Origin of the sequence: Laspinema sp. D2d, assembly GCF_025370755.1 — a bacterium.
GTDB lineage: Bacteria > Cyanobacteriota > Cyanobacteriia > Cyanobacteriales > Laspinemataceae > Laspinema.
In genome coordinates this window covers 45,238-68,847 of the sequence record NZ_JAMXFC010000033.1, presented here as the reverse complement: position 1 = coordinate 68,847, position 23,610 = coordinate 45,238, and the positions used below count along the sequence as shown (strand labels likewise).

20 protein-coding genes, 1 tRNA gene and 1 other annotated feature are annotated in these 23,610 nt (G+C 47.8%); of the genes, 8 read left to right on the top strand and 13 right to left on the bottom strand.

Annotated features, from left to right (window positions below; all coding sequences use genetic code 11):
* Positions 1-89 precede the first annotated feature (89 nt).
* A complete protein-coding gene (locus NG796_RS19915) occupies positions 90-767 on the top strand; it encodes an actin-binding WH2 domain-containing protein (protein WP_261208696.1) in 678 nt (225 codons plus the stop codon).
* A gap of 67 nt (positions 768-834) precedes the next feature.
* The gene (locus tag NG796_RS19910; protein WP_261208695.1) at positions 835-1,545 is read left to right on the top strand and encodes a hypothetical protein; all 711 of its coding nucleotides are present in this window, start codon (positions 835-837) and stop codon (positions 1,543-1,545) included.
* Positions 1,546-1,663: 118 nt separating this feature from the next.
* On the opposite strand, the gene NG796_RS19905 is transcribed toward NG796_RS19910, so the two are convergent.
* The 3 genes from NG796_RS19905 to NG796_RS19895 all read right to left on the bottom strand — a co-directional run bounded on the left by NG796_RS19905 (position 1,664) and on the right by NG796_RS19895 (position 3,594).
* Positions 1,664-2,473, bottom strand: a complete 810-nt coding sequence (locus NG796_RS19905; protein WP_261208694.1) for a Uma2 family endonuclease — start codon at positions 2,471-2,473, stop codon at positions 1,664-1,666.
* A 189-nt stretch (positions 2,474-2,662) separates the two neighbouring features.
* On the bottom strand, positions 2,663-3,001 hold the full coding sequence (locus NG796_RS19900) for a hypothetical protein (RefSeq protein ID WP_261208692.1): 339 nt from the start codon (positions 2,999-3,001) through the stop codon (positions 2,663-2,665).
* 5 nt (positions 3,002-3,006) lie between these two features.
* Positions 3,007-3,594, bottom strand: coding sequence for an EndoU domain-containing protein (locus NG796_RS19895; RefSeq protein WP_261208691.1), 588 nt, complete (start codon positions 3,592-3,594; stop codon positions 3,007-3,009).
* 281 nt (positions 3,595-3,875) lie between these two features.
* On the opposite strand from NG796_RS19895, the gene NG796_RS19890 reads away from it, so the two are divergent.
* The 3 genes from NG796_RS19890 (at position 3,876) to NG796_RS19880 (ending at position 10,986) form a co-directional block, all read left to right on the top strand.
* Positions 3,876-5,210, top strand: coding sequence for a D-alanyl-D-alanine carboxypeptidase (locus NG796_RS19890; protein WP_261208690.1), 1,335 nt, complete (start codon positions 3,876-3,878; stop codon positions 5,208-5,210).
* A gap of 585 nt (positions 5,211-5,795) precedes the next feature.
* A complete protein-coding gene (locus NG796_RS19885; protein WP_261208689.1) occupies positions 5,796-9,713 on the top strand; it encodes a PAS domain S-box protein in 3,918 nt (1,305 codons plus the stop codon).
* Positions 9,706-10,986 (top strand): response regulator, encoded by a 1,281-nt coding sequence (locus NG796_RS19880; protein ID WP_261208688.1) that lies wholly within the window; start codon positions 9,706-9,708, stop codon positions 10,984-10,986. Before NG796_RS19885 ends, NG796_RS19880 begins: the two co-directional genes overlap by 8 nt.
* A 108-nt stretch (positions 10,987-11,094) precedes the next feature.
* Here the strand turns inward: NG796_RS19880 and rplL are convergent, their stop codons facing one another.
* From rplL to rplS, 8 genes are all read right to left on the bottom strand, one after another.
* On the bottom strand, positions 11,095-11,484 hold the full coding sequence (rplL, locus tag NG796_RS19875; RefSeq protein WP_261208684.1) for a 50S ribosomal protein L7/L12: 390 nt from the start codon (positions 11,482-11,484) through the stop codon (positions 11,095-11,097).
* A 147-nt stretch (positions 11,485-11,631) separates the two neighbouring features.
* The gene (gene rplJ / locus NG796_RS19870; protein WP_261208682.1) at positions 11,632-12,183 is read right to left on the bottom strand and encodes a 50S ribosomal protein L10; all 552 of its coding nucleotides are present in this window, start codon (positions 12,181-12,183) and stop codon (positions 11,632-11,634) included.
* Between the two features lie 116 nt (positions 12,184-12,299).
* Positions 12,300-12,466 (bottom strand) — a sequence feature (ribosomal protein L10 leader region).
* A 52-nt stretch (positions 12,467-12,518) separates the two neighbouring features.
* A complete protein-coding gene (gene rplA / locus NG796_RS19865) occupies positions 12,519-13,235 on the bottom strand; it encodes a 50S ribosomal protein L1 (RefSeq protein ID WP_261208679.1) in 717 nt (238 codons plus the stop codon).
* Between the two features lie 206 nt (positions 13,236-13,441).
* On the bottom strand, positions 13,442-13,867 hold the full coding sequence (rplK, locus tag NG796_RS19860; protein WP_261208678.1) for a 50S ribosomal protein L11: 426 nt from the start codon (positions 13,865-13,867) through the stop codon (positions 13,442-13,444).
* 17 nt (positions 13,868-13,884) lie between these two features.
* The gene (gene nusG / locus NG796_RS19855; RefSeq protein WP_261208677.1) at positions 13,885-14,529 is read right to left on the bottom strand and encodes a transcription termination/antitermination protein NusG; all 645 of its coding nucleotides are present in this window, start codon (positions 14,527-14,529) and stop codon (positions 13,885-13,887) included.
* Complete coding sequence (secE, locus tag NG796_RS19850; protein WP_261208675.1) at positions 14,526-14,747, bottom strand: preprotein translocase subunit SecE; 222 nt, start codon at positions 14,745-14,747, stop codon at positions 14,526-14,528. Before secE ends, nusG begins: the two co-directional genes overlap by 4 nt.
* Before the next feature lie 259 nt (positions 14,748-15,006).
* Positions 15,007-15,079: transfer RNA gene (locus NG796_RS19845), tRNA-Trp, on the bottom strand.
* A 101-nt stretch (positions 15,080-15,180) separates the two neighbouring features.
* Positions 15,181-15,543 (bottom strand): 50S ribosomal protein L19, encoded by a 363-nt coding sequence (gene rplS, locus NG796_RS19840; RefSeq protein WP_261208674.1) that lies wholly within the window; start codon positions 15,541-15,543, stop codon positions 15,181-15,183.
* A gap of 1,207 nt (positions 15,544-16,750) precedes the next feature.
* Between rplS and NG796_RS19835 the strand changes: the two genes are divergently transcribed.
* The 3 genes from NG796_RS19835 to dnaK all read left to right on the top strand — a co-directional run bounded on the left by NG796_RS19835 (position 16,751) and on the right by dnaK (position 21,224).
* Positions 16,751-17,938, top strand: coding sequence for a homospermidine biosynthesis protein (locus NG796_RS19835; protein WP_261208672.1), 1,188 nt, complete (start codon positions 16,751-16,753; stop codon positions 17,936-17,938).
* 466 nt (positions 17,939-18,404) lie between these two features.
* On the top strand, positions 18,405-18,977 hold the full coding sequence (locus NG796_RS19830) for an Hsp20/alpha crystallin family protein (protein ID WP_261208670.1): 573 nt from the start codon (positions 18,405-18,407) through the stop codon (positions 18,975-18,977).
* Positions 18,978-19,310: 333 nt separating this feature from the next.
* Positions 19,311-21,224, top strand: coding sequence for a molecular chaperone DnaK (dnaK, locus tag NG796_RS19825; RefSeq protein WP_261208668.1), 1,914 nt, complete (start codon positions 19,311-19,313; stop codon positions 21,222-21,224).
* A gap of 282 nt (positions 21,225-21,506) precedes the next feature.
* Here dnaK and NG796_RS19820 read toward each other — a convergent pair whose 3' ends face one another.
* Together NG796_RS19820 and NG796_RS19815 are read right to left on the bottom strand one after the other, a co-directional pair.
* Positions 21,507-22,313 carry a hypothetical protein gene (locus tag NG796_RS19820; RefSeq protein ID WP_261208666.1) on the bottom strand — a complete coding sequence of 269 codons (807 nt, stop codon included), beginning with the start codon at positions 22,311-22,313 and terminating at the stop codon, positions 21,507-21,509.
* 234 nt (positions 22,314-22,547) lie between these two features.
* The gene (locus NG796_RS19815; RefSeq protein ID WP_261208663.1) at positions 22,548-23,606 is read right to left on the bottom strand and encodes a hypothetical protein; all 1,059 of its coding nucleotides are present in this window, start codon (positions 23,604-23,606) and stop codon (positions 22,548-22,550) included.
* Positions 23,607-23,610 lie beyond the last annotated feature (4 nt).

Genomic DNA, 23,610 nt, shown 5'->3' with positions numbered 1-23,610 from the left:
TTAAGAATTTGCAATAATCCCTGACAGCCCAGAAGCGAGATGCTAAAATCCCAAAATTAAAGCCAAAGCCTTACCTGACAGGAAGTATCATGAATTACTTTTCAGTGCTGGTTAAACTGCTTCAAGATCGTCAATCCTTTCTGGAAGAAATCCACCAAGGTGTAAAGCTCAACAACAAAATTGTTGCTCTCCTGATATCGAGTGCCGTCTTTTTTGGAATCTATGGGGCAATTATCGGGGCGTCTCATAGTTGGATGCAAGTCATTTCTTCATTCTTTAAACTACCCGCCCTTTATCTACTGACCCTGCTGATTTGCTTTCCTACACTATACATTTTCAGTATTATTTTTGGGTCAAAACGCAGCTTTACCCAGTATTTAACCTTACTGATGACTGCCGAAGCGATTATGAGCGCCATCTTATTTGGATTTGCCCCGATTACCCTATTTTTTCTGATTAGTACCCAAAGTTATGAATTTTTTCTGTTGCTCAATGTCGCAATTTTAGGGTTGGCCGGATTTTTGGGTATCAAATTCTTTTATGAAGGAATGCAGTTACTCGCAGAACCGGAAATAACGGGACAGGATACCCGGACTAAACTATTACAATTTTGGTTATTACTCTATGCCTTTGTTGGGACTCAAATGGCTTGGACCCTGAGACCATTTTTTGGTTCTTCCGGAAATTTTCAACTGTTTAGAGATTTAGAAGGAAACTTTTATGTGAATGTCTTACAAGTGATAGGACGCTTATTGGGGTTAAATTAAAATAATGGGCGATCGCTGGGGACAACCCTTGACCCAATCAGGAGAGAATAGGAGGATTAAATAGTTTATGCGCCCCGATTTAGAAAATGCCCTCGTCACCGAAAGCGAACTAGAGGCGATCGCTGGGGTGGATGTGAACGATATTGGGTTGAGTCTAACTTACCGCCCTGCTTTCCTCCAAAATTTGAATAAACTGCTCTCCTTTGCGATCGCACAGTTATTTATCTTGGTCGTCTTCTTCATTTTACTCACGCCTCTTGGCATTTTAATGGTTCGGAATTATGGACTATCGGGGCAAGAGATGACGACAACCTTTTATTTTCTACTATTCACCGGCGGAATTGCTGGAGTTACCACCCTTATTCTTAACTTGTATCTATGGAGGCGATCGCAAAAATTCCAGACTTTTTTAATCCTGATTGATGAAATTCAAAACTATAACGAAGTCGTACGATCGCTGGATATTTTAGATAGAATAGAAGCCGCCGGGGCCGAAATCCACCTTAGTGATCGCCAGGAAGTTATCGAAGCACTGAACATTACCCGAGAGAGTTTATTGGGTAGCTTGCGAACCGATAGAATCCTCCGAGAAAATCAAGACCTTATCGACCGTCGCTATGAATTATTTGCTAAAATAGAGAATAATCTAGCCACCTTAAATCATTTAAAAATTAGCGACGAAGCCACCGAATATGGGCGATTACTCAATCAAGCTCTTAAAATAGGGGTTAGCGTTGATCGGGAAATTCGTCGCTTGCAAAATCGGACTTTGAATTAATCGGACTACATCGCTCTATACTTCAAAATTGCTTTAAATCCTGTTTTTTCTACAAAGAAAAGAGGGGCAATTTATCAATCACCCCTCTATCGAATTTATTGAAAATCTATGACTCCAATTATAGAGATTCTAAATCGATGCCCTTCTCACGGAGTCGGGCTTTAAGCGCCTCTAATTCTGATCGAGCTTCTTCGGCCCGTTGCGCTTCATCTTCAGCCCGTTGGCGAGCTTCCTCAGCGCGTTGTGCTTCATCTTCAGCCCGTTGGCGTTCAATTTTAGCCTGTTCTTCGGGCAATAGAATTAAATTTCCCTCGGCATCAAAAAACCTTAACCAAGTTGCTGTTTCCTGTTGCAATGTTCCCTCCCAAGTTCCCAACCAGAACCCGAGAGAATCGCACCATAGCCAACCGCGATCGTCCTTGGTTAACTCCTCATACCCTTGTCCCGTTAACCGCCATCCCTGCAATGAATCTGGCGCAAAGGGGTCATAGACAAAATAATTAGGAAGTCTAAAAACCCGTTCATAAATGTCTTTTTTGGTTCCGAGGTCTTTTCGGGCAGTCGAAGGTGACATCAATTCTACAATCACATTAGGATAGCGTCCTTCTTCATCCCAAACGACCCAACCTTGCCGTTCCTTTGTCCCATCAACATCAAGGGTGACAAAAAAATCCGGGCCTTTAAAATCTCGATTTCGGGCTTGTTCGCTACTAAAATAAACGAACATATTGCCCCCCGTAAAATAGTCTTTCCGCCCAGCAAAGGCTTCATGTACTGCGGCAATCAGTACATTCATGGCGATCCGGTGACGATTACTTTCCAAGGGTTCTCCATCATCAAAAATTAAATCCGTTGGAGGCATGGGGGGACTCCACTCCTCCTCCTCCATCGGAGTTTGCAGTTCTTGGGTGAGTTCAACTTGAGTCATAAAATTCCCCACCAATTACTAATTTAGGATGTTTTTCACGGACCCGAGGGACAGGGTAGAGAGAAGGCATAGCCCCATCTTCTCCGATTGTTCCTCGGCTAGATCTATTCTAACAGCGATCGCTCTACGAGTTCCCCAGCTCATCAGGGAACGTTAGAGCTTTTTAACGTTCCCTGATGCCCAAATTTCTCAAATATTCCTTAAATCAGATACGGAATTTTCTAAATCAGATTGCCATCTTAAAACCGCTTGTTTGAACTCTGATAAGGCAATTGTTTCAATGGGTTCTCCTTCCACTAATAAATTCTCTATCGTCACGGTTTGGGGTGAAAAAATCAAATAGTAAGAATTTCCCGATCTCGTCCATTCGCAAATTTTCCCCGTATCCAGTGCTTCTATTTTGTCTAATAACTGCTGCACCCATTCTTGGCTATTTTGAATATCCAGAGTCAGAAACTCTAAAACCCGACGATGAGCACTACTTTGGTCAAACCAGTCCGCTTCATTCCACGCTTTTTCCGTCATCATCTTGATCACCTTAAGGGAAAACCCGTATTAATTCTACCATCTCGATGGGTTGCTCCCGCAATCCGAAAAGAACTGCCATTATTCGCGGTACAAAACTGAGTTTGTTGGCTGCGGTCTGGTGGTGCATTTAATCCACACCAGGCCCAATTCGGTGCGCCGTTCGGACAGGACACCCGATTGGCTTCGGCATAAGCAATGGAATTGATCACTTGTTCTGCGGTACAGCGATCGGGAAACATGGTAGAAAACTTGCTTCCGCCCCCGGTGGTATGACTCCATTCTCCCCCGTAAATCCCCTGACTATTCATCGATTGAGTGACTCTAAATTGTCGGACCGTCGAGGGGTTTTGTCCTCGGGGTCGCGCATGAAATCCCACCAACCGACCCTCTCGATTCACCTCCCCACAAAAAATGTGCGCATGATTCACTTGATGATGATTATAAGCCGTTACCCAATGGGATGAACTCCCACAAGTGATGGCTTGGCCTTGTGCTATATTCTGGAAACAAGCCACCAGCAAACAGGCGAAAATACTTATCCCGATTTGACGAATAGTTTTCCTATTCAACAATTGCCCCAATGTGCGATTCATTGATACGTTTAACCTCCGAATTTTACCCATACCTGGAAATTTGCTCTCACTTTATCATACGGACTCTCTCCAGGCAATCCGCAAATTTGCTACAGATGAAGGGGTCAGAAATTGCGGGAAAGTGAGAATCCAAACTTTAAGTGAGGCCAAGTTAAAGGTTGAATTAGGAAGCGGACGATCGCCATCTCTGGGTTCCCAAAATCTGAGGATTTGATAGAATGCATCTTCAAGGCTTATGTTATCCTCTGTGTCGAAGACCTGCACCGACTTGATCCATCCCTATGCTCAGAACTCCCCGTTTGACTGCTGCTGTATTCGTCACCCTCTCTGTACTCATGACGGCTTGCAATCCTTCAGAAGCCCCCCAAACTGAAGTCCCCTCGGCAGAAGCCTCGAACCCAGAAATTCCAACTCCCCAACCCCCACAAATTCCGGCGATCGCCGCCTTAGATAACCCTGACCCCACGGTTACTGCTGCGATCGCCCAATATATCAACAGCCTCTCCTCCCAAGGATTTCCCCCGGAAAACCAAGGGATTTGGATGCAACGGGGGGAAACCCTCCTCGCCCAACATCAAGGTACTATTCCCCTCCCTGCCGCCTCTCTCACTAAAATTGCTACCTCCCTGGTTGCCTTGCAAACCTTTGGGCCCGATCGCGAATTCATCACCGAAATTGGCGCAACCGGACCTATCCAAAATGGCGAATTACAGGGCGATTTAGTCATCCAAGGAGAAGGCGACCCCCTGTTTGTCTGGGAAGAAGCAATGGCGATCGGCAATCGTCTCAACGAAATGGGAATACAGCGGGTAACCGGAGATCTCGTAATTCTGAACAAATTTTATATGAACTTCGAGACAGACCCCACCCTTGCCGGTAACTTCCTCCTCGAAGGCATTAATGGACAAATGTGGCCCTCAGAAGCGGAAACCCAATATCAAACCTTACCCCCAGGTACTCCCAGACCCCAAGTGGCGATCGCCGGGACCGTCCGAGTCGCTGCTGCACCCCCTCCAGAACTCCAACCCCTGATCCGCCATTATTCCCTTCCCGTGGTGGAACTCCTCAAACGGATGAATCAGTACAGCAACAACCCAATGGCGGAAATGTTTGCCGATGCGGTAGGAGGTGCCCAAGTCGTCGCCCAAAAAGCGGCTGTTGCTGCCGGAGTTCCCCCCCAAGAAATCCAACTGATCAACGGGTCCGGATTAGCCGAAGAAAATATCATGTCCCCTCGCGCCGCCTGTGGTCTATTTCTAGCCTTAGAACGGGAATTACAGCCCCATAACCTGACCATTGGAGATGCGATCGCCATCGTGGGACAAGATGAAGGTATCCTCAACCAACGGCAAATTCCCCGCTTCTCCGTCGTTAAATCTGGCAGTCTCAACTATGTGAGTGCTTTAGCCGGTGCATTACCCACCGAAACTCAGGGCTCCATCTGGTTTGTGATTATGAATGGTGGCAGTAACCTCGATGGATTCCGCCTTCAACAAGAAGCCCTCCTCAATCAGTTTGTCTCTCAATGGGGATCCGTCACCGCACTCCCCCCAGAATTAAGCCCAAATCCTCTGCGAAAAACCAAAACCTCCCGCAGTGAAATCGTCAAACAATAGGAGAGCTTTAACGGTCCTCAGTAGCAGAAAAAACAGGGTTTTTCAAGCGTCCGTACAGTAGAGGGAAGATAACTAGATTTGTTGTCTTATCTAATACCAAATCCGGTTGTCAAAAGTGGTTTTTCTCTATAAGCCCGCGTAGGAGAGGCTCTGTTCGGATAGCCCCAGGCTTCAGCCTGTGGGTTTTTATAGACCTATCAGTACCGGACTCCGTATAATACGATACGGGCATCCTAGGCATCATCACGAGAAACCCGGTTTATTTTACCTCGGGTTTACCCCTGCTTTGAGAAACTGAATTCAGTTAACGTAGTTCTATTAAAAATCAACCTCAGTTTCTCTAGGGTTAACCGCTTGAGCCTTCTGACTCAAGCGTGAGTCATCCGTACCCTTTAAATCTGGATCAAATCTTTCTGACTTTTTGTGAAACTCTGGAGAAAAATACCCTAATTTAAAAATATTTCAAAGCCGTAAACAAGGTAGAATCAAGCCAGGAATCAAAACCACTGAGGCGAAGTCTTGATACTCTCACCTGAGTGATTTCTAACAAGACCCCCCCTCGAACTTGGAGAGGAAACTGTTCCTATGGCTCACCGGATCTCTCGCATCGCCACTGCTTTGGTCATCCTGATGGGGGCCATCCATTTACTGGGTTGGCATTTTAATCTTGAATGGTTCACCAACGGTTTTGCTGAAAACCCCTACCGGATGAAACCCAATACGGCTTTGTGCTTTGTGAGCTCGGGTATTGCTTTGGGATTGTTACACCAAAAGCGCCGGGCTCGACGGTGGCGCTCGATCATCCGGGGATTAGCTGGGTTCGTGATTGCGATCGCCGTTCTGACCTTACTCCAGTCTCTTTTTAACTGGAACTTCGGCATCGATGAACTCCTGCTTCCCAGTCTCAAGCCCTCCATTATAAGCCCCTATCCAGGACGGATGAGCGAAAGCGTGGCCGTGAATTTTATCTTGAGCGGCATCGCTTTATTACTATTAACACAGCACAGCCCAAACCATGACCGCCTTGCTCAGATCTTGAGTGGAGTGGTGGCCTTGATGACGTTGGTGCCTCTCGCTGGTCACTTGTTTGGTTCGGAGGTGTTGGATGAGTTATTAGTGCCGACAACTCGTACCGCTTTTAGTAGCGCAGTCACCTTTCTCCTCCTGTCCGTGGCGATCTTATTCAGCCGTCCAAAACAGGGGCTGATGCAGACGATCCTCAGTCCTCTGGTGGGGGGAATGATGGCACGGCAACTGTTGCCTTGGGCGATCGCCCTGCCTTTGGTCCTGGGTTGGTTGATCTTTCACGGTTATAAACTGGGGTGGTATGATGAGCCCACCGCTTATGCTGCGCTGCTGATTAGCGAGATTGTCATCTTCTCCATCGGAATTTACGTCCAGGCTCAATTGCTCAATCGCATCGATGGCGATCGCCAGGAGTCACAGCGCCAGTTCCAGTATGCCGTGATGAATTCCCCGGTTCCGATCATGCTGCACGCTGAAAATGGAGAAGTGCTGCAAATTAATACAGCTTGGTCAAAGGTTAGTGGTTATCACCTTGCAGATATTCCCACCGTTGCTCACTGGGCTGATCAAGCTTATGGGGAAAGACAAGAAAGCTTCCAAGAAACGATTCAGACCCTTTGCGCCTTCCCCGAAGACCAGGTTATAGAAAAAGAGCTCACGATTCGCACCAAAACCGGCGTAAACCGCGTTTGGTACTTTTATGTCGTGACTTTGGGTAAAGCTGCCAATGGTCGAAGAATTGCCATGACCACGGCGGTTGATTTGACCGATCGCCAGCAAGCCGAACAATCCCTGAGAGAGTTAAATCAAAGTTTAGAGCATCGCATTGCCCAACGAACGGATCAACTCGAACAAGAATTGTACCAGCGACAGCAAATCGAGGAAAATCTCAGAAGCAGTCAAGCACTTTTGAATAGTTTGATAGAATGCACCCCCGACATCATTGCCTCGATTGATACAGGTTTCACCTGTCTCGTGGCGAATGACGCGGCTAAACTCGAATTTAAAAAACTGTTTGGCCGCCCCTTTGAAGTAGGGGATAACCTGCTAGAAATCTTATCCCATTTACCTAACGAACAGGCCAATGCTAAAGAAGTTTGGGGGCGAGCATTTCGAGGCGAACATTTTAGCGTGATTCTGGAATTAGGAGCGTTAACCCAGGACCGTCACTATTATGAAATGAACTACAGTTCAATGCGAGATCCCAGCGGAGAAATTTTGGGGGCTTCTCTCATGGGGAGGAATGTGAATGATCGAATTCAAGCGGATCAATCTTTACGTGAAAGCGAAGCCAGATTTCAGGCTTTTATGAACCACACTCCTGCACTAGCCTGGATTAATGATCGCGATGGCAAAATAGTTTACTGCAATCCGAACCTAGCTGATTTATTTTGTCAGTCTGTAGCGGAATTGCTCGGTAAAACACCCTTCGACCTCCACCCCAGGGAGATAGCTGAACAGCACGTGGCGAACAATTGCTTAGTCTTTGATAGCGGGGAAGTCATCGAGGCGATCGAATCCGCCTTTCGGCCCGATGGTTCCCTCGTTGAGTTTTTAGTGTATAAATTTCCCATAAAAATTGAAGGAGGTGAGCATTTAGTTGGCGGAGTTGGACTTGACATCACCAAACAAATTCAAGCTGAGAAAGCTTTGCGAGAAAGTGAAGCAAAGTTAAAAGCCATTTTAGATAATGCTCCCGTTGGAATTTATTTGAAGAATCTGCAAGGCCAATTTTTATTGGCAAATCAGTATATGCTTGATTTTTTACAGGTTTCTGAACAACAGTGTTTGGGTCAAACCTTTGCAGAAATTATGCCCGGAGAGTTTGCCGAACGACTTGAGGCGAACGAACGAGAAATTATAAACAATGGAACCCCTTATTATTTTGAAGAAGATATCCCCCTACATGATGGAGTTCATACTTTTTATACCGTCAAGTTAATCCTCCAGGATTTGAGTGGTCAACCCTATGCTTTATGTGGAATTTCTACAGATATCAGCGATCGCAAGCAGGCTGAGATCGCCTTACTCAAAGGGAAAGAAGCCGCTGAATCCGCTAACTTGACTAAAAGTGCTTTTCTCGCCAATATGAGCCACGAACTGCGCACCCCCCTGAATGCGATTCTGGGCTTTACCCAAATCCTGGCTCGCGACTCATCTTTAAATTCACAACAACAAGAACAAATTGCCATTATCAATCGCAGTGGTGAGCATCTCCTCAATCTGATTAACGATGTCCTGGAAATCTCCAAAATCGAAGCAGGGCGATCGGCCCTTCATTTGAGTAGTTTTGACTTTTATGATCTCATTACCGGATTAGAAGCCATGCTCCAAGTCAAAGCGGCTTCTAAAGGCTTACAGATTATTTTTGACCGGGATACTGTCCCTCAATATATCACCACTGATGAAAGCAAATTGCGTCAAGTTTTGACCAATTTGGTGGGAAATGCCATTAAATTTACCCGGGAAGGTGGGGTATCCCTGCGCGTGAAAGCAACGGCACTCAAAGAGGCTGATTCCGAGGATGCTTCTCGGTTCTATTTCTACTTTGAAATCGAAGATACAGGCATGGGAATAGCACCGGAGGAGTTGCCGGGATTGTTTACACCCTTCCATCAAACCACCACGGGCAAAACTGCCTCGGAAGGAACGGGTTTAGGATTGAGCATTAGCCGTAAATTTGTGCAAATGATGGGCGGTGATATTGTGATCACCAGTCGTCTCAATGTGGGGACCTTGGTTAAATTTACCATTCAAGTCTCAGTCGCCCAAGCTAGTGACCTGAAAACCGCCCGTCAGGTTCATCGGATTATTGGTTTAGAACCGGATCAAGCCCCGTATCGGATTTTGGTGGTTGATGATCGTACGGACAGTCGCCGCTTAATTCGCTGTTACCTCGAACCCCTTGGATTTCAAGTCCGCGAAGCTGAAAATGGTCAACAAGCGTTAGAAGTATGGGAAAATTGGGAACCCCATTTAATAGTAATGGATATGCAAATGCCCGTGATGAATGGTTATGAAGCCACTCGACAAATTAAGAGTCATCTAAAAGGGCAGGCGACCGTTGTAATTGCCTTAACCGCGAGTGCTTTTGAGGAAAATCGCAGCTTGATTTTGTCCGCCGGTTGTGATGAATTTCTGAGAAAGCCCTGCCGACAAGAGGTACTTTTGGAAACCTTTGCTCAACATCTTGGGGTGCGCTATCGATACGAAGATTCAGAGTCGGCAATAGAAGACAATGAGGATTCATGGGATTCAAACTTTGTTCCCGACTCTTCGGCGTTGCAAGGGATGCCACTCACCTGGATTAGTGGATTACATCATGCTGCCCTTGCGGCGGATAGTGAAGCCCTTGAGGAACTCATCCAGGAAATTCCGGAAAGTTTGGCGGCGATCGCTCACTGTTTCCAGAACTGGACTGACAACTTTCGATTTGACAAAATTACGAAACTGACCCAGGAAATTCTTTATGAATAGATATCACTCCGAGGGGAATTTAGCCAATATTCTAATTGTCGATGATGAACCGAATAATTTACGCCTTCTGTCGGATTTGCTAAAAAAACAAGGCTATAAGGTTCGAGCAGTCCTGTCGGGAGAAATGGCTTTATCGGCTGCCAAATCTCACCCCCCCGATTTAATTTTGCTGGATATCATGATGCCCGATATGGATGGGTATCAAGTGTGTCACCATCTCAAGAATGATTCCGAAACTTGTCAAATTCCCGTAATTTTTGTGAGTGCCAAAGACCAAGGATTTGACAAAGTAAAAGCCTTTGCAGTGGGCGGAGTAGACTATATTACCAAACCCTTTCAAATTGAAGAGGTGTTTGCCCGCTTAGAATGTCATATCAAATTGAATGACTTGCAAATGAAGTTAGAAGAGCAAAACTATCAATTGCAAGCTGAAATTTGTCAGCGCAACGCCGCTGAAAAAGCGCTACAGGAGCAAAATGAACTGCTCAAGCAAGAAATTGAACGCCGCCAAACCATAGAAATTGCCCTGCAAAAAGCCAATCAAGACCTGGCGCGTTCTAATGCTGATTTAGAAGAATTTGCCGGAATTGCCTCTCATGACTTACGCTCCCCGTTAGCCACAATCAATGGCTATGCCCAAATCTTGCAACTCCGAGGGAAAGAACAACTGGATGATAAATGTAACGATTTTGTAGACCAAATTTTAAAGCTCTGCAATCGAACCAATTTATTAATTGAAGAGTTACTTTCCTATGCTCGACTGAATCAGGCTCAGGAACCCTTTCAACTCCTCAAGAGCGATCGGCTTCTCCAACAGGCACTGGAAAATCTAACGACGGAAATTTATCAAAATAAAGCGGAGGTAACTTATGACCCCTTACCGCCAATCATCGGTACTGAATCCCAATTTGTCCAACTCTTCCAAAATTTAATCGGAAATGCCATTAAATATCACGGTGAAGAGTCGCCGAGAATTCATCTGAGGGCGGTACACCAAGACAATTGCTATTTATTTTCGATTCAAGATAATGGCATTGGGATTGATGAAAAATACTCCGAGTATATTTTTCAAATCTTTAAACGGTTGCACAGCCACGACTATCCCGGGACCGGCATTGGATTAGCCACTTGCCGCAAAATTGTCGAACGGCATGGGGGTTCCATCTGGATCAAATCTCAAGTGGGTCAGGGGTCTACATTTTATTTTACAGTACCCACAGAGCCGAGGTCAGTAGAGCAACAGATGATAGCGGCGATCGCCCATGCCAACTGAACAACTCCCACCAAAAAAAATAAGCCCACTGCGGTGGACTTATCGAGTAGAGTGGCAAAATAACATTGATATTCTGCCACTCCTGGATTGATTTCCCTTGGGAAAATCTTACTTGATGCTGACTTTTCCGCCTGCTTCTTCCAGTTGCTTCTTAGCATCTTCCGCCGCATCTTTGGCGATGCCTTCTTTAATCGGCTTCGGTGCAGATTCCACCATGTCTTTGGCTTCTTTCAGACCTAATCCGGTTAAAGCACGCACAACTTTAAGAACAGCAATTTTCTTGTCTGCGGGAACTTCTTCGAGAATGACATCAAATTCAGTCTTCTCTTCGACTTCTTCAGCAGGAGCAGCGGCACCAGGAGCCATCATCATCATGCCGCCAGCAGGTGCAGCAGCACTCACGCCGAAGGCTTCTTCAATTTGTTTGACCAGTTCAGAAGCTTCCAACAAGGTCAGGGATTTTAGCTTTTCGAGAATTTCATCAGTTGCTGCAGACATGGATTGACTCCTATCAAATATGTTGTAAATGGAATAGTCAGGGGTTCAGGGTCACTAGACAAATGACCCATGACAGTGAAGATCCTTAATCCGTTATCCAAGGACAAATGACAAAGGATAAATGTCAGAGCGATCAATAACCAGCGCTTAGGCAGCTTGGTCTTCGTCGCTGGTGCTGCCGTCTTTGTCGGCGTAGGCTTGGAGACCTCGGGCCAGACCCGAAGGAACTTCTTTGATCCCCACAGCAATTTTCGTGACGACGCCATTGAGGGCACCGGCAATTTGCGCCATGAGTTGTTCCTTGGAGGGCAAGTCTCCGATCGCCTTCACTTGCTCGAAAGTCAGCGCTTTGCCTTCTAATACACCACCGCGAAGTTCACTCTTCTTGGTCGCTTTTTGGAAGTCTTGATACGCCTTAATCGGACCATTCAGGTCATCTTTCAGGAACAAAAATGCAGAGGAATCTTTGAGGAATTCCCCTAAAGATTGCCAGTTTTCATCGCCATCAACCGCCCGTCGCATCAGGGTGTTTTTAGCGACTGCACAGGTAGCACCGCTTTCGCGTAGACGCCGACGTAAATCGGTAATCTCCGCCACGGTTAACCCTTTGTAATCAATCACAAGCGTCATCTGGGACTGGCTCAACTCTTGTTTGAGCTCCGTCACCATCGCTTGTTTATCTTCTAGCGTTTTACCCACTCGTTTTCACCTCCTGATTGGGATGAAGATTAAGAAATTAGAGACATTTGGGAGCCGGAGCATTCATCCCTTGGGAATATGAGTGGAATCTATGACTCTCACTGCTCCCCTATCCCCGACCCAATCAAAAACCCCAGCAGGGTAGCCGGGGTTTTGTCAGTTTCCGATGGCAATCTTGTCAACTCATGACAAGATCAGCACAAGGGGAACGATAACGCAAACCTAGGTAGGAAATTAAGCCCTGTTGGACACCTACTGTCTCCGGCTACTGTGCTATTTAATTTTGGGGTTTGAAGGGATGAATTTTGAGTTTCCTCAAAAATTTGAAGTCGCGCTTAGGCGATTTCCGTCAGCTTAAGATCTCGCAAGGCACTGATATCAATTTCAATGGATGGACCCATCGTAGAAGTGACATACACACTGCGCCAGTAGCGGCCTTTAGCACCGGAAGGACGGTTGCGGTCAATGCTTTCTTGCAACGCCTTCAGGTTAACTAGGAGATCTTCAGCCGGGAAAGCAGCTTTGCCAAACATGACATGGACAATGCCTGTGCGATCGGCCCGAAATTCTAGTTTACCGGCTTTGAACTCGTTAATCGCTTGACCGAGGTCAAAGGTTACCGTACCACCTTTTGGCGAAGGCATCAACCCCCGGGGACCAAGAAGTTTCCCTAATTTTGCCACTTGGGGCATCATGTCCGGGGTAGCAATCAGTTTATCGAAGTCCATCCGGCCTTGTTGGATTTCAGCAATCAGATCTTCTGATCCTGCCAAATCTGCACCGGCATTCGTAGCTTCAGTGACTTTTTCCCCCCGAGCAATGACCGCCACGCGGACGGTTTGACCCGTTCCTTTGGGGAGGGCCACGGTGGTCCGTAGCTGTTGGTCGGTGTACTTGGGATCGATACCTAAGCGAATATGAGCTTCGGCGGATTCAGGAAATTTGGCTGTAGCGGTCTCTTTTAAAAGGTTGATCGCCTCTAAGGGTTGATAAGGCCGCTCTTCAACCTTTTTGGTGAGTTCTTGTAATCTACGCGAGATTTTTTTGGGCATTTTTTTCTCCTGGGGTCATAGCGAGGCGATGCCTCTGCCCCTTGATATGGGTCACTCGGTTGAGATTCTTAGGAGAAGGAAAGCAATAGAATGCGATCGCTCCCTCTTGGAAATCTCATTTAGATCAATCCAGAGATTTCAAACCCCAGTTCCTAGAATCTTAAGAGAATTCTAAAAATCTAAACTCTAAAATCTCTAATCGGTTCCTAATCGCCGACGGTCACACCCATATTCCGGGCGGTCCCTTCGACAATTTTCATGGCTGCTTCAATGTCATTGGCATTGAGGTCAGGCATTTTAGTTTGGGCAATATCGCGGAGTTGATCCCGGGAGATTTGCGCCACTTTCTTGCGATTGGGTTCCCCTGAACCTCTTTCAATCCCTGCTGCCTTGCGAATCAAGACAGAGGCGGGAGGGGTTTTCAGAATGAAGGTGAAACTGCGGTCTTCAAAGACGGAGATTTCTACCGGCACCACGAGACCCGCTTGATCGGCAGTTCTGGCGTTATATTCTTTACAGAACATCATGATGTTCACGCCATGCTGACCGAGCGCAGGCCCGATCGGGGGTGCGGGGTTGGCTTTTCCGGCATTAATCGCCAACTTAATCACCGCAACTACTTTTTTTGCCATTTGCTGTGTTAGCTGCTTTAACTCAATTTGCGGACTTGATTAAACTCCAGTTCGACGGGCGTATCTCGTCCGAAGATAGACAGGAGTGCTTTGAGCTTACTGCGCTCTGGGCTCACTTCTATGACTTCCCCATCAAAATCTTTAAAGGGTCCAGAGACCACTTCAATTTTTTCTCCTGGTGTCAGATAAGTTTTGACTACTGGCTCTGCTTCATCCCGTTGCCTGAATATTCGTTGAACTTCCGAATAACTCAGGGGCATGGGTTTGACGTGACCGCGTCCGCGTCCGTAACGGCGTTTTTGTTCTGCCCCCACAAAGTTAATCACATGGGGGGTGTTTTTGACAACCTGCCAGCTTTCATCATCCATGTCCATTTGGACGAGGACGTAACCGGGGAAGATTTTTTCATCCGTTTGCTGTCTGCTTCCATCCTTGCGGATTTTAAAGGCAGCAGCTTGGGGAATCTCGACTTGAAAAATCCGCTCACCCATATCCAGGGTTTGAATCCGCTGTTCTAGGGTTGCTTTAACCCGTTTTTCACAGCCGGAAGCCACCTGGACGGCATACCAGCGCTTTTGCACTGATGATGTGGATTCTTCCGATTCGTCGGTTTCTGACGGTTGATTGGAATATTGAGAGTCGTCGTCCGATGCAAACATCATCCGAACACCTGTGTAGCTGCCCAACCAAAAAATTTATCGATGAAATAGATTAAGCTGGCAATTAAGGCGACCATCGAGAGGACGGCCAATGATTCACTAATTACCTGCTGCCGAGACGGCCAAACTACCTTAGCTAGTTCTTCTTTTGTTTCTTGGAAAAACTCTGCGGGATTGAAACCGCTTGCTGTTTCTTGGTCTACTTCGTTATTCTTTGCCACAATTGCTTTTCCTCTCCCACTGAACGCAACAACAGGTAGTTTTTTCTGGGCAACAGCTTTCAGGCTTCAAGCCAGTGAATCCCGCCACTTTGGCTGGGGTGGCTGCACAAGTCGCCGTTCTTGCTTAAACTTTCTCTTGTTTCTTCCAATACTTGGTACGAACCACCCAGATAATAATTCTACCCGAAAGTTTTTAGCTGGGTTGCTGTTTTTGCAGCAGACCTACTTTCGGGCAGATATCTTTCGGAAGATGGTTCAGCGCGCCCTGGAGGACTTGAACCCCCGACATCAGGTTTTGGAGACCTGCGTTCTACCAACTGAACTAAGAGCGCACGGGTTGAATCTGCTGGTTAGAGCGATTCACCCATTCCCTATCCTATACCTAAACTTGCGATCGCGTCAACCCACCCGGGGCAATTTTTTTGGATCGCTGTTAGATAGGGCGGTCAAACCGTTGTTTGATGCGGGTGGCTTTACCCACGCGATCGCGCAGATAGTAAAGCTTCGCCCGTCGCGCTTTACCCCGGCGCAATATGGTGATGCTCTCAATCCGGGGTGAGTGCAGTAAAAAGACTCGTTCTACCCCGACCCCTTGGAAAACGCGGCGCACGGTAATGGTTTCGTTAATCCCACCATTGCGCATGGCAATCACGACACCCTCGTATGGTTGGGTTCTTTCTTTGCCCGCTTCTCTAATTCTGACTCCCACTCTTACGCTGTCACCAACGTAAATCTGCGGGAGGTCCGTTTTTAACTGTTCCGCCTCAATGGCACGGATAATTTCTTCAGCCTTCATAGTTATGGTTTTTAACTCACAATCTCCCATCATACTGCTTAATTTGCATTTCAGTCTAGCCAAATTCCCAGAGTTTTTTTCCCCGTCTCTTGCCTGGGTTTTATCCGCGAATTTTACCCAGAGAAACCGGACCCAGAAGGGTAGCTGCACTTCCGGTCCCCTCCCCTTGCCAAGGGGAGGGCTAGGGACTGACAAGGGTAGGTTTGTTAAGCGTAGCTGCACCTCTGGTCCCTTCCCCTTGCTAAGGGACGGGAGGTTCTGTGATGTGGCGATCGCCCAAGAAGAACCCCACCCTAGCCCTCCCCTTGCCAAGGGGAGGGGACAAGAGGTGCAGTTAAGCGTAAGCAACCTACCCTTGTAAGTCCCTTACCTTATCCGCATTTCGGCCCTTCCCATCCGCTCTTCGTTGAACCCTACTGCTCAAGAGAGAGCTTCCAGCCGATGAAAAGCCGAAAAAATGCAAAAAAAGGAGATAATCCTCTGTTATCTAAGCCTAAAGACAGAAATTCGCTAAAAAAACTCAATTTCCAGATTTCAGCCCTGGAATTTTAGTGCTAGAGTATAGTGAAACAGTTGTCTTCTCAAGAGAGGTTGCATAACAACGTTGAAACTCTTTGCTCTAACTGGCTACCCTTGGCGTGGCCTCTGGTATCTGGATATGCAGTTGAAGCGTAAACGGCATTGCGACCCGGCGCTGTCTTGGACCGATCGATGTGAAGCGCCTAGTATGGTCCGATCGGCCTGTTAGATAAGGTTTGCGCTCGGTACCTCTCAAGCTTCTTTATAAGCTGCTGTTAAGACCCTCTGTCTTGACGGGTCCGCAAACTAGGTCGATCGGGGTTTATAGACCCACAAAATTTTGACAATGAGGCAAGTTCCGATAAGCCTCTCTTAACAAGCTGGACTGGTTCTAGCCCTAGCTCTATCAAAAATGGAGCGGATTCCTGACAGAGAAACTCGCATCAGATGAACGAAACATCTGTCAGATCCACTCATTAAGCATCATGCTTGCGCGATAGAGCGTCCGGTTGAGATCTCCAGCTACTGCCTAGGGATGAGGTGGGTTCCCCGGAACCTGACTCCATCCTTCACCTCCGGCAGCGATGTCAATTAACTTGAATATTCATGATTGAACATAGTCAATCGCCTTAGTTGCTTAGTCTGCTAAGGCTACTATGCCCTGTATTTCAACCGTTTGGAGTGGAAAATGTCTCAAATGATAGATCGCAAAATTGCACCCGCCCCCATGACTGAGAACGTGAGCGTCGTGGATTTAATTGATGGTTACTTCACCGCTTATAATTCCGCTCGGTTGCGGGAAATCTGTCACCTGCTGACCCAAAAGGTGATGCGGGAAGGAGTGACTGTGGGACTGAGCCTATCTGGGGCCATGACTCCGGCGGGATTTGGGGTGTCCGCCTTAGCACCACTGATCCGCAACGGCTTTATTGATTACATCATTAGTACCGGCGCAAATCTGTATCATGATATCCATTACGGATTGGGATTAAACCTCTATGCGGGAAATCCGTTCGTGGATGATATCAAGCTGCGGGAAGAGGGTCATATCCGCATCTATGACATCATTTTTGACTACGATGTGTTGTTAGAAACGGATGCCTTTATTCGGACCATTTTGCGAGCCGAACCGTTTCAGAAGCGGATGGGAACGGCTGAATTTCACTATCTGCTGGGCAAATATGTCCGGGAAATTGAGAAACAACGCGGGGTAGAGCATTCCTGCTTGTTGGCAACTGCTTATGAGTGCGGGGTTCCTATTTATACCTCGTCACCGGGAGATAGTTCAATTGGGATGAATGTGGCGGCGCTTGCTTTAGAAGGGTCGGAATTAATCATTGATCCGGCGATCGATGTCAACGAAACAGCGGCGATCGCCTATGCTGCCCGAGACCCCAACCAAGATTTCCCCGGAGAAAGTGCCGCCTTCATTCTCGGTGGTGGTTCTCCGAAAAACTTCCTCCTGCAAACCCAACCCCAAATTCACGAAGTCCTCGGTTTGGAAGAACGGGGACATGACTACTTCATCCAGATTACCGATGCCCGCCCGGATACCGGCGGTTTATCTGGGGCCACCCCCGCTGAAGCCGTAAGCTGGGGCAAAGTCGATCCCAATGAACTGCCCAATACTGTGGTTTGCTACACCGACAGCACGATCGCCCTGCCGATTCTCACCGCTTATGTGATGAATCAGTGCCCTGCACGTTCCCTCAAGCGCTTGTACGATCGCCGCCAGGAAATGCTAACCAAACTGCAATTAGACTACCAATTGGCGCAAGCGAAAAAATCCGAACGAACCGTCCCCCCCGTTTCTGAAAGACCCGCGTCTGTAGCTACTTATCCCTGCGGTACGCCCATCAGCAAAGGGCGTGGTTAGCGACTAAATTAGTCTTCTGCTGATTTCAACCCTCCGAGTTACTAAAACTCGGGGGGTTTTGTATTGTCATATTTTATTTTCATCAACAGCCGGGGTAGATTTTGACGGCAAATACAACAGTTCTCTTACGGTTTGCCCCCCTAAGTAAAAACTGAGATTTTCCTATCCTAGAGTCATGGTCAAACCGGAAGAAGGGTTGAAAACTTTTCGTCCATCGGCGGCAAATACAACAGTCTGCTTACGGTTTACCCCCTGGTTAAGATAGTGTTAGATGACCTACATTAGAGAAAAGTAACCCACTCGAAATAGGCAACATAACTCCCTAAAAAATAGGGATAAAAACCGGGAGTTTCCAAAGGTTACATAAAATTTTATCGGTGTTTTAATCGCCCACTGGTTCGATAAAACCCGATTCTGTCCACTCTACCGATTTCAGAATTCACTCTTATTTTGGAGAGGAAACCCGATGAGAACATCAATGAATTTGGACCTGTTACGCGAGGTCGATGCCTGGGGACGTCAATTTGAACAACTCTTAACTGAACAACCCCCGTGCCAACGTCCCGAAATGGGTAGAGTGTGGCAACCGGCGATCGAACTAGAAGAAACGGAAAATAGCTTTGTATTGCGGTTGGAAGTGCCCGGTTTAACGGGACCGGAGATTGATGTGCAAGCGAGTCGCTTTCAAGTGGCGATCGCCGCCCACCGTCAGCCACCCCAGAACGTGAGTCAGAACAGCGGTTACCTGCGTTCTGAACTCCGTTACGGCAAGTTGCGTCGGGTCGTCCCCTTGACGAAACCGATTGTGCCCGATCGTATCGAAGCCGAGTTAAAGGATGGCATTCTCACCTTAACCTTACCGAAATTTTCGGCCCAACGACCCCCGGTAGTGAAGGTGCGGTTGGATGAGCTTAAATCTGAGGTTAACTCCGTGATGCCAGTGGAGCAGAAACCGGATCTAACCGCTCAGAAAACTGAGGAGAAAATCGCTTCCAGTGAAGGGGAACTGTTAAACGACTTATGGGCCACCCCAGTGTAAATCGGCTCATCCCAAATCCGGAGGTTCAATGGATTCAGGGACAGGGATGTTAAGAGGGGCCGATCGCCAACTTGATGGGACAGACTCAAAAATCACTGGCGATCGGCCCATAAAAACACCCCCTAAGCCTGCTTTCTCGGTAAACCGTCCCTAATGAGGTTCGGTAACCTCCCCTTCAATAGAAGCCCAACCGCCCACACCATATAGATTGGTAGGCTTAAAAAATATTGAATCTGGAAAAACTGCTCTCGTGCAGTTGTGCCGATCGCCCAAATAAACCGGGCTAAATCAGCCCAAACCCTTTGTTAGTAGTAATTGGAGTAAAACATCCCTATGGGTAAAGTAGTTGGAATTGACTTAGGAACCACAAACTCTTGCGTCGCCGTGATGGAAGGGGGTAAGCCCACCGTGATCGCTAACGCAGAAGGCTTCCGCACCACGCCCTCAGTCGTCGCTTACACCAAAAACAGCGATCGCCTCGTCGGTCAAATCGCCAAGCGTCAAGCGGTAATGAACCCGGAAAACACCTTCTATTCCGTCAAGCGGTTCATCGGACGCAAACATACCGAAGTCACTCACGAAACCACCGAGGTTTCCTATAAAGTCCTCAATATCAATGGCAACGTTAAACTCGATTGCCCTGCCTTAAGCAAGCAATATGCTCCCGAAGAAATTTCCGCTCAAGTGCTGCGGAAACTGGTGGATGATGCCAGCACCTACCTGGGTGAAAAAGTCACCCAAGCCGTGATTACCGTTCCCGCCTATTTCAACGATTCTCAGCGTCAAGCGACGAAAGACGCCGGAAAAATTGCCGGGATTGAAGTCTTGCGGATCATCAACGAACCGACTGCCGCATCTCTGGCTTATGGGTTAGACAAGAAGAGTAATGAAACCATTCTGGTGTTTGACTTAGGGGGTGGGACCTTTGACGTTTCCATCTTAGAAGTCGGCGACGGCGTGTTTGAAGTGCTCGCCACTTCTGGAGATACCCACTTGGGTGGGGATGACTTTGATAAAAAAATTGTGGACTTCCTCGCCGAAGAATTCCGCAAAGCAGAAGGCATCGACCTGCGGAAGGATAAGCAAGCCCTGCAACGGTTGACTGAAGCGGCTGAAAAGGCCAAAATTGAGCTCTCTAGCGTGACTCAAACGGAAATCAACCTGCCCTTTATCACCGCAACCCAAGAAGGTCCGAAGCACTTAGATACCACCTTGACGCGGGCGAAGTTTGAGGAACTGACAGCAGATTTAATCGACCGTTGCGGCATTCCCGTAGAAAATGCGGTTCGCGATGCGAAGTTGGATAAGAGTGCGATCGATGAGGTGGTCCTCGTCGGAGGTTCTACTCGGATTCCTGCGGTGAAAGAACTGGTGAAAAAGGTTCTGGGTAAAGAACCGAACCAAACTGTGAACCCCGATGAAGTGGTAGCTGTGGGTGCTGCAATTCAAGCGGGTGTGCTCGCCGGTGAAGTCAAAGACATTCTGCTGCTTGACGTGACTCCCCTCTCTCTGGGTGTGGAAACCTTGGGTGGCGTGATGACCAAGATTATTCCTCGCAACACCACGATTCCCACGAAGAAATCGGAAGTGTTCTCCACTGCAGTGGATGGTCAAACGAATGTGGAAATCCACATTCTGCAAGGGGAACGCGAGATGGCGAACGACAACAAGAGTTTGGGAACGTTCCGCTTAGATGGTATTCCCCCGGCACAACGTGGAATTCCTCAAATTGAAGTGACCTTTGATATTGATGCGAACGGGATCCTGAATGTCCATGCGAAGGATAAGGGGACTGGGAAGGAACAGTCGATCAGTATCACGGGTGCGAGTACCTTGCCTGGGGATGAAGTGGAACGGATGGTTCGGGAAGCGGAATCGAATGCCACGGCAGATAAGGAACGTCGCGAGAAGATTGATCTGAAGAACCAAGCGGATTCGTTGACTTATCAAGCTGAGAAGCAGATGAGTGAGTTGGGAGATAAGGTCCCGGCGGATGAGAAGACGAAGGTGACTGATTTGATTCAGGCGCTTAAGGATGCGATCGCCAAGGATGACTTTGACCAGATGAAGTCTCAAATGACTGAGTTGCAACAAGCTCTGTATGCGATCGGTAGCAAGATCTACGAACAATCCGGCGGTGCTGCCGGTGGCCCTTCCGATGATAATGGTGGCGGTGGCGCTGGTACTCCTCCCTCGGGCGGTTCTGATGAAGATGTAATCGACGCTGAGTTCTCTGAAACGAAGTAAGTCAGCATTATCCTGTATAAGAAGGAAAAGAGGTAGGGTTAACCCTGCCTCTTCCTGAAAGCCCGTTTAGGCGGGCTATTTTTTTGGGGATGGGTTGGGCGATCGGCAATCAACCGGATTGCCAACAATATCCATTAGCCCAAAAACTTGGGCAAAGTATAAAGCTGAAACGTGAGGATTGGCTGGCAGGTGATCCATCTGAGAAAAGTAGTAGAACTCTTGCTCAATTCTGGAATGATCCCCCCAACCCCCCTTGAAAAGGGTTGCTTTGTTTACCTCACATTAGTTAACACCTGCCGCTTCAATTAATCGGGACAGGGCTACTTGAATCGCCAACAATTCCGCTGGAGGGTTTCGCAAAAATTCCGAGTTACTCTGCCGAATCATTTCGTTATAAGAGCGAATTGAATCTAATAAGTCTTGCGCGTTCACTTGTCCATCCGCTAACAGTCGGGCTAATTTAGACGCTAATCGTCTTGTCGCTTCAACGGAAGGAGCGCCTGGAGTGCTAGAGAGTGCAGTGGACAGGGCATTAACGCTATTCACTTCCCCCGTAGTGAGGACCGCCGCCACGAGTTGCTGGGCTTCAAACGAAACGCTTGCGCCTGTCAATCCATTGATATTTCCTGCACTTAGCTGCCCGAGGACATTACTCCCTGCTTCATTCACCGCCGCTTGAGCATCCCCTGTACCGGCAAATATCGTTTGGCTGCCGGTTCCGCTTCCAAGACCCCCTATGTCCCCGGTGGTGGAGATTACCCCTTGTTGCCCTTGAACACCAGTTGAGGTATTTGTGTCACTACTTCCGGATGTTAAGGGTACGTTAGGGGTCTCAGTTGTGATGGGTGGCAGTTGTACATCGGTCGGTTGAATCACTGGTGGCAGTTGTACATCGGTCGGTTGAATCACGGGTGGTGGCTGTACCCCTGTCGGTTGAATCACGGGTGGCGGCTGTACCTCGGTCGGTTGAACCACGGGTGGCGGCTGTACCTCGGTCGGTTGAATCACGGGTGGCGGCTGTACCTCGGTCGGTTGAACCACGGGTGGCGGCTGTACCTCGGTAGGTTGTACCACGGGTGGTGGTTGCACTTGTGTAGGTTCGACCACTGGTAGGGGAGTGATATTTGGTGCTGGGACAATGGGCGGGGGGGGGACTATCTCACTTCCCATCATTGGACCAGCTGTTGGAGAACCTATTGGAAAACCTTCTTGAGCGTGAACTGGGGAGGCACTAAGGAAGATTACCCCACACAATCCTAAGCCAACCGCAGAATATTGATAGAGAGATTTATGATTCATGACGATTACACTAAATGACAACATTTAAAAGGCTAAAGAGTAGCCATAGCCAATGCCGAGAATGAAACGAGCCCCATCCCCTGCATTATTGGTTACATCGGCAAAAGCGGGGGTAATTACTACAGGGAGATCCTTGAATGGGACGATTGAAGCACCGAGAAACAAATCTTGACCTGTCCAGTCTGCAATCAGTGAGATCTGTTCAGCGACTCGCAAACCGACACTGCTAAAGACACCTATCGTGTTGTTGTCATTGATTACATCATCCTCTGAGCGGTAACGACCCCCCCCAACTCCTAAAGATACGGTGAGTTGGCTCAAAGGTTCGGCACTATTTTCTTTGAAGCGAAAGACTTTGGTCACGACGCCATAGGGACTGGTGGTGGTGTCAATATCGCCCCAAGATAGGGCATATTCTATCCCGGCGGCAACGGCAAAATTATTGGGAAGTAAACGGTGGACTTTAAAGCTAACCCCACCATCAGCTAGGGTTTCGTCAATTAAATCGCTCACCACCAGGCTCACTTCTAAACCGACATTTTCGCGAGAGTTCCCTAACCCAAAACCTAATGCTAAAGTTCCATCAGTTTCGGTTGTGTAACGAGTTCTCGCTTGATATCCAAATCCGGTATAGACTCGACCCCAGTTCGCACCAAATGCGGTGGGAGTTCCGATACTTACTCCGGGTGCAGAACTTCCACCGGCTGTGGGGACAACTAGGGTGGCGGGTTCTGGAAGTAGATACTGATTTTGTAAGGTTTCTAGGTCTGAATCGGTAACACCGGGTTCCTGGGCGACGATCTCCTGTTCTGCCCGAAAGAAGGTGTTAAAGCTGCGTTCTTCAACCTGCAATGCCTCAGCGGGTGGAGAGGGAAAGGGTAACGCGAACGGAGTGGTTTTTGCGGGGAGTTCCGAGGCGATCACCTCGGGTTGCGGAGTGCTGGGAGACAGGGGGAGGGGGTTGGCATGGACAACATTGTTATATAATCCTGTCCCTAATAGGGAGGCGATCGCCAGTAGTACCCCCCTCCAAGGTTTTGTATTCCCTTTCCCAAAATGTTTCGTGACTGTTTCTTGATTCATGAAT